The organism is Micromonospora sp. Utrum1 (assembly GCF_057197805.1).
In genome coordinates this window covers 2,828,232-2,838,967 of record NZ_CM170071.1, presented here as the reverse complement: position 1 = coordinate 2,838,967, position 10,736 = coordinate 2,828,232, and the positions used below count along the sequence as shown (strand labels likewise).

Genomic DNA, 10,736 nt, shown 5'->3' with positions numbered 1-10,736 from the left:
CAAGCCGAAGAGGGGACGGCACCCTGGAATCTCGGACGGCGGAATTCGTCCGATCATCCCTCTAGCGCGTAGACGATTTACCGCGTAAGTGCCTACTCACGAGTTATTTTACGGTGAAAATACTTCCGGGCCGTGGAATCTTCGCCGTAGCGGCCCCTTTGCCGCAGCTCAACCCGGGTCGCGGGGAGCCTGCCTACACATCGTACGGTGGGCGCGGGATCGGGTCGACCATTGCGTCGAATCCCTTGGGGAGCTGCGCCACGAGGTCCTGGAACTCGCCGACCGTGACCGTCTCGCGCAGGGTGGCGAGCACCGCGCGGGCACCCACCTCGGCCACCGCCGGGTCCACCCCGGCCCGCTCCGCGACCCGGTACAGGAAGGCGACGGCACCACCGCTCGTGCCGCCCTCGCCCGGAGCCGCGAGGTAGCTGCCGACATCGTCCGGCAGCTGCGCGGCCAGGTCCGCCGCCTCGGTGGCGGTGATCCGCTCGGCGAGGGTCTGCAGCACCGCCCGGGAGATCGTGGCGGCCTGCTCGGTGGGCAGCTCGGCGCGGCGGGAGACCGCCTCCACGAATCGGGGAAACCGCACAGCCGCACTCCTGTCGTCGCCGGCCGCTGCCGGGTGTCCGCCCCGTCCGCGCCTCGCGGCCCGGACCACCGCGCCCGCGGTTACCCGCGCCGGGCGGCGGCAAACGACCAGCACCGGCCGGCGGGCGCCGCCGCGTCCGCCGGCGGCGACAATCTGCGCGGCGTTGTGCTGACCGTGACAATCTGGGCGCAGCGCGATCTGGCCGGCTCCGGCGTCAGCGCAGCGCGCCGAGGGACCGGAAGTGGTCGAAGATGAGCTGGTCCACCGGGGAGACCCGCGGCCGGTCGGCGTAGCCGAGCCAGGCCAGCTCCGCGATCTCGCTCGCCGGCCGCAGCGTGCCCCGGTAGTCGGCGGCGTAACAGGTCATCCGGACCAGCGTGCCGGCGCCGTGGCCGTGGGCCTGCGCGGTGAAGACGCCGACCGGGACGGCGGACTCCGGCACGACCGCCACGGCCAACTCCTCGGCGATCTCCCGGACCAGGGTCGCCAGGTCGGTCTCACCGGCCTCCCGTTTGCCGCCGGGCAGGTACCAGACATCCCTGCCCCGGGACCGGGTGCTCAGCACCCGGCCGTCCTCGATCCGGATCCAGGCGACCTTGTCGATCTCGGGCACGCTGCCTCCTCGGGGCTCCGGTTCAGGTCCGCAACCTACGGCACGTCGATGGACGATGCGCTCCGCCGGCTCCCGCGAATCGGCCGGCCCTCGGGTTTGCCGCTGTTCCGCGACGGGGCACTTGCGCCCTGACGCCCGGAACGCCGGGCGCCGACGCGGACGGAGCAACCGGATGGGGTGGCTGGGGAAACTACTGGGTGGGCCGGATCCGGCACGGCAGGACGTCGCGGAACGGTTGACCACGTACGGGCTGTTCCGCACCACGACGGAGACGGTCCAGCTGGACGACCGGGAGACCGTCCGGCGGTGGTTGCGGGAACTCGACCCGGACCTCCGGCAACAGGTGCACATTCGCCGGCCGTGGGGGGTCATCGTCGCGGTGGCCGACCACCGCGACCCGGTCGGAATCGTCATGCGGGAGCCGGACGGCCGGGCCTGGGGCGCCTACGTGCCGGGCGCCGACCGCCGGGAACACCTGACGCCCGAGCAGGTCGAGGACGTGATGCTCGCCGCGCTGACCTCGACCGGACGACCCGACGGGCCCGACTGGCGGCCGATCCGGTGATCCGCCCGGCCGCCGCGGCGGGAACCTGGCCCGCGCCGCGGCTCGGTAGGCTCGGCGCATGGCCCGCACCACCCACCCCGGCGCCTGCCCGCTGGACTGCCCGGACACCTGCGTCTGGCAGCTCACCGTGGAGGACGGCCGGGCCGTCGCGCTGCGCGGCGACCGAGATCACCCGTTCACCCGGGGCGCGCTCTGCGGCAAGGTCAACCGCTACCTCGACGCGGTCAACGGCCCCGACCGGCTGACCACGCCCTACGTGCGCACCGGCCCGAAGGGCGTCGGGCGGGTCGCCTACCGGCCGGCGAGCTGGGCGGAGGCTGTCGACCGGGTGGCCGCCGGGCTGCGCGTCAGCATCGAGCGCGACGGCCCCGAGGCGGTGCTGCCCTACTACTTCGCCGGCACGATGGGCCACGTGCAGGGCTGGACGATGGGCCAGCGGCTCTTCGCGTACCTGGGGGCGTCCCGGCTGGACACCACCATCTGCACCGGCGCGGCCCGGGCCGCGCTGCGCTCGATCTACGGCAGTTCGATCGGCTTCGAGCCGGAGTCGATCGTGGCGGCGAAGCTCATCGTGCTCTGGGGCGCCAACCCGCTCGCCACCAACCTGCACCTGTGGCCGTTCGTGCAGCAGGCCCGGGAGCGCGGCGCGTACGTGGTCACCATCGACCCGCTGCGCACCGACACCGCGGCCCGCAGCGACGAGCACGTGGCCCCGCTGCCCGGCACCGACGCGGCCCTCGCCCTCGGCCTGATGCGGCACGTGCGCGACGCCGGGGCGGCCGACGAGGAGTGGTTGGCCGCGCACACCGTCGGCTGGCCCGAGCTGGCCGCCCGGCTCGACGAGTGGCCGGTGGAGCGGGCCGCCGCCGAGTGCGGCCTGCCCGTCGAGGTGGTCCGCCGGCTCGGCGACCGGATCGCCACCACCCGGCCCACCGCCGTCCGCGTCGGCCTGGGGCTGCAGCGCCACCACGGCGCCGGCCAGGCGATCCGGGCGATCTGCGCGCTGCCGCTGGTCACCGGCGACTTCCGGTACCCGGGCGGGGGCGCCCTGGTGTCGACCAGCGGGCACCACCCGATCGAGGAGGCCCCGGTGGTCCGGCCGCCCGGCATGCCGGCCCCGCCGGCCCGGTCGGTGAACATGAGCCGGCTGGCGACCGTGCTCACCGGGGAGGCCGACCCGCCGGTGACCTCGCTAGTGGTGTTCAACGCCAACCCGGCCGCCACCGCCCCGGACCAGAACCGGCTCTTCGCCGGCCTGCGCCGCGCCGACCTGTTCACCGTGGTGCTGGAGCAGCGCTGGACCGACACCTGCGACTACGCCGACGTGGTGCTGCCGGCCACCATGCAGCCCGAACACCTCGACCTGCACTCCTCCTACGGGCACCACTACACGACGCTGAACCTGCCGGTCACCCGGGCGCCCGGGGAGGCGCTGCCGAACACCGAGATCTTCCGGCGGATCGCCGCCGCGCTCGGCATCGACCACCCCCGGTTCTCCGACAGCGACGAGGACCTGGCCCGGCAGCTGCTGGCCGGCACGCCGGTCAGCTTCGAGGAGCTGCGCGAGCGGACGTACGCCCGCACCACGGGCGTGCCGGTCGGCACCGCCCCGCTGGCCACCGGCGGCTTCCGCACCCCGGACGGCCGGGCCCGGCTGCTCGACCCGGCGCTGGCCCGGCTCGGGGTGGATCCGCTGCCCGGTCACACCCCGCCAGTGGAGGCGGCCGATCCCGAGCTGGCCCGCCGGTTCCCGCTCGTGCTGCTCGCCCCGGCCGGCCGGTTCCTGATGAACTCCACCTTCGCCTCGCTGCCCTGGCACACCCGGCGGACCGGGCCGCCCCGGGTGCACCTGCACCCGGACGACGCGGCGGCGCGCGGCCTCGCCGACGGCGACGCGGTGCGGGTGCACAACGACCGCGGCGCGTTCCTCGCGGCGGTCGCGGTGGACGAGGCGACCCGGCCGGGGCTGGCCTTCACCTACAAGGCGTACTGGGCGCGGCTGAGCCCGGGCCGGGCCACCGTCAACGCGGTCACCGCCGTACGCGACACCGACCTGGGCGAGGCACCGACGTTCCACGACTGCCGGATCGAGGTCGAGTCGGTGCCGGCCGAGCTGCTGGCCCCCGAGCCGCCCGCGGACGCGGCGGCCGTGCCGGCGCCGGCCGCACCCGTCGATCCGGCGGTCGTGCCAGCGGGCTGAGCCCGGGACTTCCGGCCCGGGTGCGAGGTCCGTGCGCCCCTGCTCGCAGCCACCGCGAGGTCGTCGACGCGCTCGGCTACGCGATCGACGACGCGCCGATGTCCGCGCTGCGGGCCGGCGGCGCGACCCCCGCGGGCATCGCCTGATCCCGCCCGGCGTCGCCTTTTCCCGGCGACGCCGGCGGCTCAGCGCTCGGCGAGGGCGTCCAGCACCAGCGCGGCGGTCCAGCCGAACGCCGGTGAGCCGAGCCCGTCCCCGGTGTCCGGGTGGAAGTACTCGTGGCAACCGGCCGTGTCGACCAGGTCCAGCATGGACTCGCGCAGCCCGGCGGCCAGGTCGGCGCGGCGATGGCTGCGCAGTCCCCGCCACAGCAGCCAGCTGGTGTTCAGCCAGCTCGGGCCGCGCCAGTAGCGCACCGGCTCGAAGTCCGGCGCGGTGCGGTCGTGGGTGGGCAGCGGGCGGTCCATCCGGGCGGCCAGGCCGAACCGGGGCGAGCAGGCCTCGGCGAGCACCGCCCGCACCTGGTGGGCCGGCAGGTCGGGCAGGATCAGCGGCATCAGCCCGAGCACCGTGCGGGCCGGGACGAGCCGGTCGGTGCGGACGTCGCGCGGGCGGAACGTCCCGGTGACCGGGTCGAACAGCCGGTCGACCAGGGCCTGCGTGATCCGGGCCGCCCGGTCCCGGTGCGGCCCCGGGTCGGCGCCGACCACGGTCGCGATCCGCGCGAGCGCCTGCTCGGAGACCCCGAGCGCCGCGTTCACCAGCGGGCACTCCACCAGGAACGGATGCCGGCCGACCAGCCCGTGGTCGCGGTAGCGGCCGGCCCGGTAGGCGGCCACCAGCGCGACGTAGCGCGCGTAGTCCAGGTCCGTGGGGCGGTGCGCCGCGTCGGCGTGCGCGGTGTCGTGCCGGCGGTACGCCCGCATCACCGCCTCGTCGGCGGGCACCCCGGCCAGCGGGGCGTCCCAGGCGGGGCTGTTGTCCAGGCCGGACTCCCACGGGTGCACGATGGCGGCCAGCCCGCCCCCGCCGACGTCCCGCCGGCCGGTCAGGTACCGCTGCTGCGCGACCAGCCGTGGATACAGCCAGCGCAGCGCCGCCACCGACGCCTCGGAGGGGGCACGGCGGTGCACCAGCCAGGCGGCCGGGGCGTGCACCGGTGGCTGGACGATCCCCGAGGTGGCCACCGCCGGGGCGCCGTCGGCCCGGGCCGAGTCCCAGAACTCGGGCCCGGGGAAGTACGCGCCCACCCGCAGAGCCGGGTTGAACACGATGTGCGGCACCCGCCCGTCGGCCCACTGCGCGGCGAACAGGGTGCGCAGCTCCCGCCAGGCCCGGTCGGGGCGGGCGTGCACCAGCCCGACCGCGATGAACGCCGAGTCCCAGCTCCACTGGTGCGGGTAGAGGGTGCGGGACGGGACGGTGTGGTCATGCTCCCAGTTGGCGTCCAGCGTGCTCAGCGCCAGCCGGCGCAGCCGGGCGGCCCGCTCGGCCTCGGCGCGGCCGGCGCCACCGGCCCGTACCCCGGCCGCCCCGCCGGACGTGCCGGCGTTCACGCCGCCGCCCGTCGTGGCGGGGCCTGGGCCAGGACGGTGGCGGCCTGGCGCAGGGCGGCGACCGGCTCGCCGCGCAGCCGGCACTCCAGCGCCAGCCAGCCGGGGTAGCGAACCTCGTCCAGGGTGGCCAGCAGCGCCGGCCAGTCCAGGTGCCCGGCCCCGGGCTGGTACCGGTTGGAGTCGCTGACCTGCACGTGCCCCAGGTACGGCGCGGCCGCGCGAAGCGCCGCGCCGGCGTCGTCCTCCTCGATGTTCATGTGGTAGGTGTCGGCGACCACCCGGACCGAGGGCAGGCCGACGGCCCGGCACAGGGCGACCGCCTCGTCGAGCCGGTTGACCATGTGGTCCTCGTAGCGGTTGAGGGGTTCCAGGAAGAGGGTGACGCCCTCGGCGCGGGCGTGCTCGCCCAGCTCGCCCAGGGCGTCGACCAGCACCTGCCGGTCGCCCTCAGGCGGGCGGGGAGGTTCGAACGGCGGCAGCCGGCGGGAAAACATCCCCCAGGCGGCCGGGGTCATCGCACCGATGCCGCCGAGCTCGGCGATCACCGAGAGCTGGGAGCGCAGGTTGCGCACCGCGTCCCGGGAGCGCTCGGGGTCGAAGTCGCCGATGAAATGGTCCATCTCGACGCAGACGGTCGGCATGACCACGCCCTCGGCGCGGGCCCGGCGCAACTCGGGCAGCCGCCGGGCGAGGGCCAGGTCGCCCCGGCCGCGCAGCTCGATGCCCTGGTAGCCGAGGGAGACGGCGAGGGCGTACTTCTCGGACAGGCCGGCGCCGGGGAGCAACTGCTCCTGGCAGGCGAGTGGGATGGTCATCAGAACCTCAGCACGACTTGGAGGACGTCACCGGCACCGCGGTCGAGCAACGCCAGCGCGTCGGCCACCGCGCCCGCGTCGACGACGTGGCTCACCAGCGGCAGCGGGTCGACGCTGCCCTCGGCCACCAGGTCCATGAAGGTGTGGGCGATCCGCGTCGCGGTCCACCGGCCGGCCGTGCCGGGTGCCGGGGCGGGGCCGGAGACCTGGGCCGCCACCAGCTGGATGCGGTTGTGGTGGAACTCCTCGCCGAGCCCCAGCCCGTGGGCGTACCCCTGGTAGAAGCCGGCGGCCACGACGCGGCCGGCGTGGGCGGTGGCGCGGATCGCCTCGTGCAGCGCCGGGTACGACCCGGACAGCTCCAGGCAGACGTCCGCGCCGCGGCCGCCGGTGGCCGCGTGCAGCGCGGCGGCGGCGGAGTCGACGGCGGCGTCGACCACCCGGCGGGCGCCGAGCCGGGTGGCGTGCGCGAGCCGGTCCGGCACCCGGTCGACGGCCACCACCCGGGCTCCGGAGAGGACGGCGAGCCGGGTGGCGAGCAGACCGATCACCCCCTGCCCGAAGACCCCGACCCAGTCGCCGAGGTGCAGGTCGCCGGCGAGCACGGCGGTCAGCGCGATGGCGCCGGGGCGGGCGAAGACGGCGACCAGGGGGTCGAGCCCGGGGGCGAGCGGGGTGACGGCGCCCGCGGCGAGCACGGCCTCGGCGCGGTGCCCCCAGATGCCCCAGACGACCTGGCCGGGCCGGCGGTCGGCGACGTCGGGTGCGACCTCGACGACCTCGCCGACCTCCTCGTAGCCGAAGCCCACCACCGGGTACGCGGGCGCGGCCTGCCGGGGCACGAACATCCGGGTGGCGTCGTCCCAGTCCTTGCTGAGCCGGGGATTGCTGCCCCGGTAGAGGGTCAGCTCGGTGCCGGCGGAGATGCCGGAGTAGCAGGTGCGGACGCGGACCTGGCCGGGGCCGAGCGGGTCCGGGGGGCAGGGCTCCAGGCTCACGCGCCGGGGCCCGGCCAGAGAGACAACCCAGTTGGCCATGGCGTCGCTCCGAGAAAAGTGCCGGGCCCGATTCTAAACCGAAATATTGGTAATTGTCTTGTAAACGATCAATCGAGGGCGTTGAATCCGTGATGTACCCTTCGAGAGGAGTGCCACCGATGCCATCACCCTCGATGCGGATCCTCGCCTCCACCCTGATCATGGCACTTGCCGGGACTACCCTGGTTGCCTGCGGTGACGACGAGCCGAAATCCGACAGTTCCCAGATAACCGTGTGGAGCCTGGAAGACGTGGCGGACCGGGTGAACGCCACCAAGGCGATCATCGCCGACTACACCGCCAAGACGGGCGTCAAGGTCAACCTGGTCACCGTCAACGAGGACCAGTTCCCCTCCCTCATCGCCTCCAGCGCCGCCGCCGGTGACCTGCCCGACGTGGTCGGAGCGGTCTCCCTGGCGGGGGTGCGCACGCTGGCCGGCAACGACCTGCTCGAACCGGACGCCAACAAGCGGGTCGTCGACAAGCTCGGCCGGGACACCTTCTCCCCGCGCGCCCTCGAACTGACCAGCGAGGACGGCAAGCAACTCGCCGTACCCAGTGACGGGTGGGGCCAGCTGCTGGTCTACCGCAAGGACCTGTTCGCCGCGGCGGGCCTGCCCGCCCCCGACACCTACGAGAAGATCGCCGCCGCGGCGGCGAAGCTCAACACCGGCGGCGTCGCCGGCATCACCGCGGCGACCGCCCCCGGCGACGTCTTCACCCAGCAGACCTTCGAACACCTCGCGCTGGCCAACAACTGCCAGCTCACCGACGACGCCGGCAAGGTCGCGCTGGACTCCGCCGAGTGCGTCGAGGCGTTCCGCTTCTACGGCGACCTGATGCGCAACAGCTCGGTCAAGGGCGCGCAGGACGTGGACACCACCCGGGCCACCTACTTCGCCGGCAAGGCGGCCATGCTGATCTGGTCGCCGTTCATCCTCGACGAGCTCGCCGGGCTGCGCAACGACGCCAAGCCGACCTGCCCGCAGTGCCAGTCCGACCCGGCCTGGCTGGCGAAGAACAGCGGCTTCGTCACCGCGATCAAGGGCCCGAACGGCGCCGAGCCGGCCCAGTACGGCGAGATCAGCTCCTGGGCGGTGCTCGACGGCGCGAGCGGCTCCGCGTCGTCCTTCGTGGAGTACATGCTCTCCGACGGCTACCCGCGCTGGTTCGGCATGTCCCCCGAGGGGCGCTTCCCGGTGCGTACCGGCACCGCGGAGGACAAGCAGAAATTCCTCACCGCCTGGAACACCAGCCAGGCCGGGGTGGACCGCAAGCAGCCGCTGTCGGCGGTCTACGGCGAAGACGTGCTCGCCACCCTGCGCAAGAGCCCGGACACCTTCCAGCGCTGGGGGCTCACCCAGGGCCAGGGGAAGCTGGTCGGGGCGATCCTCGGCGAGCTGCCGGTGCCCAAGGCGCTCGCCGACGTGATCGGCGGGAAGTCCGACGCCCGGGCCGCCGCCGAGCGGGCGAAGAAGGACGTCGACGCGATCGCCAAGGGCGTGAATTGACCACCACCGCGCCGGAGGCGGGCCGCTCCCCCACCGGGGAGCGGCCCCGCCGCCCCGGCCGACGCCCGCTCACCCTGCGCCGCCGCGAGTCCCGCGCCGGGCTCGCGCTGGTCACCCCCACCCTGCTCGTCGTGGTCGCGGTGATCGGCATCCCGATCGTCTGGACCGTGGTGCTGGCCTTCCAACGGGTACGCCTGGCGACGCTGCGCCGGACCGGCCTCTTCGGCGAGCTGACCCTGGACAACGTCGACCGCGTGCTGCACACCCCCGGCTTCGCCGACACGCTCTGGACCACCGTCGTCTACAGCGCCGGCGGGACCGTCGGCTCCATCCTGGTCGGCCTGGTGGCGGCGCTGGTGGTCCGCCGGCCGTTCCGGGGCCGCACGATCGTCCGCGCGTCCATGCTGCTGCCGTACGTGGCGCCGGTGGTCGCCATGACGTTCGTCTGGCAGGTGATGCTCGACCCGCAGCTCGGCTTCGTCAACGACTGGGGCCGGCGGTTCCTCGGGTGGGACGCGCCGATTCCGTTCCTGTCCCAGGAGTCCACCGCGCTCTGGACGGTCATCGCGTTCGAAGCGTGGCGCTACTTCCCGTTCGCCTTCCTGTTCCTGCTGGCCCGGCTCCAGGCCGTGCCGGCCGAGTTGGAGGAGGCGGCCCGGGTCGACGGGGCCACCCCGACCCAGCGCTTCCGGCACATCCTGCTGCCCCAGCTCATGCCGGTGATCGCGCTGATCGGCGTGCTCCGGTTCATCATGACCTTCAACAAGTTCGACGACGTCTACCTGCTCACGGGCGGCTCGGCCGGCACCGAGGTGGTCAGCGTCCGGGTCTACCAGTTCCTCACCGCGCGGACCGACATCGGCGCGGCGGCGGCGCAGGCGGTCGTGCTGGCCGTGGTGCTGATCGTCTTCGTCGCGATCTACCTGCGCTTCTTCAGCGGCCGACGGGAGGAGGCGTGATGGACCGGGACCGGATCGAGACGGTGAGCCTGCGCTGGCTGCGCCGGCTGGTGATCGCGGCCTTCCTGCTCGTGACCCTGCTGCCGTTCTGGTACATGCTGGTGCTCTCGGTACGCCCCATCGAGCGGCTGCTGCTCGACCCCGGCTCGCTGCTCGTGCCGTTCGGCGAGCTGACCGTCGCCACCTACGCCGAGGTGCTCAGGTCCGTCGAGGACGGCGGGCAGGGCTTCCTCGCCTTCATCCGCAACAGCGGCATCGTGGCGCTGGCCGCCACCGCGCTCACCCTGGTGATCGCCATCCCCGGCGCGTACGCGGTGTCCCGGCTGCGGTTCTTCGGCCGGCGGCAGGTCAGCGCGCTGTTCCTGGCGGTCTACCTGTTCCCGTCGATCGTCATCGCGATCCCGCTCTTCGTGGTCTTCACCCGGGCCGGGCTGCGCGGGTCGCTGGTCGGGCTGGTGCTGGTCTACATCTCGCAGACCCTGCCGGTCTCGGTCTACATGCTGAAGAACTACTTCGAGACCATCCCGCTCAGCCTGGAGGAGTCCGCGGCGATCGACGGGGCCGGCCGGCTCGGCATCATCCGCCGGGTCAGCCTCCCGCTCGCCGCGCCGTCGGTGATGGCGGTCGCCCTCTACGACTTCATGATCGCCTGGAACGAGTTCCTCTTCGCGCTGCTCTTCCTGGTCGACCGGCCCAACCGGTGGACCGTCTCGCTGGGCCTGTCGCTGCTCTCCGACGGCGTCGAGGTGCCGAAGACGGTGCTGATGGCCGGGTCGGTGATCCTCACCCTGCCGATCGTGGTGCTCTTCTTCGCCAGCGAACGGCTGCTCACCGAGGGCCTGACGAGCGGCGCGGAGAAGGGGTAATTGACCTTGGCGGGCGGCTCCACCA

Annotated in this window: 11 protein-coding genes; 6 read left to right on the top strand and 5 right to left on the bottom strand. The window is 73.9% G+C overall.

The window, feature by feature from the left end; all coding sequences use genetic code 11:
• Positions 1–193: 193 nt before the first annotated feature.
• Together AC0OLQ_RS13545 and AC0OLQ_RS13540 are read right to left on the bottom strand one after the other, a co-directional pair.
• Positions 194–589: a DUF2267 domain-containing protein gene (locus AC0OLQ_RS13545; RefSeq protein WP_357341162.1), complete on the bottom strand. Its 396-nt coding sequence runs from the start codon at positions 587–589 to the stop codon at positions 194–196.
• Between the two features lie 214 nt (positions 590–803).
• On the bottom strand, positions 804–1,202 hold the full coding sequence (locus tag AC0OLQ_RS13540) for an NUDIX hydrolase (RefSeq protein WP_357341160.1): 399 nt from the start codon (positions 1,200–1,202) through the stop codon (positions 804–806).
• A 172-nt stretch (positions 1,203–1,374) separates the two neighbouring features.
• On the opposite strand from AC0OLQ_RS13540, the gene AC0OLQ_RS13535 reads away from it, so the two are divergent.
• From AC0OLQ_RS13535 to AC0OLQ_RS13525, 3 genes are read left to right on the top strand one after another with little or no spacing between them, the layout of a single operon-like run.
• Positions 1,375–1,767 (top strand): hypothetical protein, encoded by a 393-nt coding sequence (locus AC0OLQ_RS13535; protein ID WP_484531594.1) that lies wholly within the window; start codon positions 1,375–1,377, stop codon positions 1,765–1,767.
• A gap of 58 nt (positions 1,768–1,825) precedes the next feature.
• A complete protein-coding gene (locus AC0OLQ_RS13530; RefSeq protein ID WP_484531593.1) occupies positions 1,826–3,967 on the top strand; it encodes a molybdopterin-containing oxidoreductase family protein in 2,142 nt (713 codons plus the stop codon).
• A 20-nt stretch (positions 3,968–3,987) separates the two neighbouring features.
• On the top strand, positions 3,988–4,113 hold the full coding sequence (locus AC0OLQ_RS13525) for a hypothetical protein (protein WP_484531592.1): 126 nt from the start codon (positions 3,988–3,990) through the stop codon (positions 4,111–4,113).
• Positions 4,114–4,152: 39 nt separating this feature from the next.
• Here AC0OLQ_RS13525 and AC0OLQ_RS13520 read toward each other — a convergent pair whose 3' ends face one another.
• Genes AC0OLQ_RS13520 through AC0OLQ_RS13510 form a run of 3 tightly spaced genes read right to left on the bottom strand, consistent with a single transcriptional unit; the run spans position 4,153 to position 7,375 of the window.
• Complete coding sequence (locus tag AC0OLQ_RS13520) at positions 4,153–5,523, bottom strand: MGH1-like glycoside hydrolase domain-containing protein (protein ID WP_484531591.1); 1,371 nt, start codon at positions 5,521–5,523, stop codon at positions 4,153–4,155.
• On the bottom strand, positions 5,520–6,338 hold the full coding sequence (locus AC0OLQ_RS13515) for a sugar phosphate isomerase/epimerase family protein (protein WP_484531590.1): 819 nt from the start codon (positions 6,336–6,338) through the stop codon (positions 5,520–5,522). The genes AC0OLQ_RS13520 and AC0OLQ_RS13515 overlap by 4 nt, the downstream gene beginning before the upstream one ends.
• Positions 6,338–7,375, bottom strand: a complete 1,038-nt coding sequence (locus AC0OLQ_RS13510) for a zinc-dependent alcohol dehydrogenase (protein ID WP_484531589.1) — start codon at positions 7,373–7,375, stop codon at positions 6,338–6,340. Before AC0OLQ_RS13510 ends, AC0OLQ_RS13515 begins: the two co-directional genes overlap by 1 nt.
• A 119-nt stretch (positions 7,376–7,494) precedes the next feature.
• Between AC0OLQ_RS13510 and AC0OLQ_RS13505 the strand changes: the two genes are divergently transcribed.
• The 3 genes from AC0OLQ_RS13505 to AC0OLQ_RS13495 are packed head-to-tail and all read left to right on the top strand — an operon-like array spanning position 7,495 to position 10,711.
• A complete protein-coding gene (locus tag AC0OLQ_RS13505) occupies positions 7,495–8,886 on the top strand; it encodes an ABC transporter substrate-binding protein (RefSeq protein ID WP_484531588.1) in 1,392 nt (463 codons plus the stop codon).
• Complete coding sequence (locus AC0OLQ_RS13500; RefSeq protein WP_484531587.1) at positions 8,883–9,845, top strand: carbohydrate ABC transporter permease; 963 nt, start codon at positions 8,883–8,885, stop codon at positions 9,843–9,845. Before AC0OLQ_RS13505 ends, AC0OLQ_RS13500 begins: the two co-directional genes overlap by 4 nt.
• A complete protein-coding gene (locus AC0OLQ_RS13495) occupies positions 9,845–10,711 on the top strand; it encodes a carbohydrate ABC transporter permease (RefSeq protein ID WP_484531586.1) in 867 nt (288 codons plus the stop codon). Before AC0OLQ_RS13500 ends, AC0OLQ_RS13495 begins: the two co-directional genes overlap by 1 nt.
• Positions 10,712–10,736 lie beyond the last annotated feature (25 nt).

What these genes read in the sequence shown, in the direction of transcription:
- AC0OLQ_RS13535 (WP_484531594.1), top strand. Translation starts at nt 1,375, where the DNA reads ATGGGGTGGCTGGGGAAACTACTGGGTGGGCCGGATCCGGCACGGCAG.
- AC0OLQ_RS13530 (WP_484531593.1), top strand. Translation starts at nt 1,826, where the DNA reads ATGGCCCGCACCACCCACCCCGGCGCCTGCCCGCTGGACTGCCCGGAC.
- AC0OLQ_RS13515 (WP_484531590.1), bottom strand. Translation starts at nt 6,338, where the DNA reads ATGACCATCCCACTCGCCTGCCAGGAGCAGTTGCTCCCCGGCGCCGGC.
- AC0OLQ_RS13510 (WP_484531589.1), bottom strand. Translation starts at nt 7,375, where the DNA reads ATGGCCAACTGGGTTGTCTCTCTGGCCGGGCCCCGGCGCGTGAGCCTG.
- AC0OLQ_RS13505 (WP_484531588.1), top strand. Translation starts at nt 7,495, where the DNA reads ATGCCATCACCCTCGATGCGGATCCTCGCCTCCACCCTGATCATGGCA.
- AC0OLQ_RS13495 (WP_484531586.1), top strand. Translation starts at nt 9,845, where the DNA reads ATGGACCGGGACCGGATCGAGACGGTGAGCCTGCGCTGGCTGCGCCGG.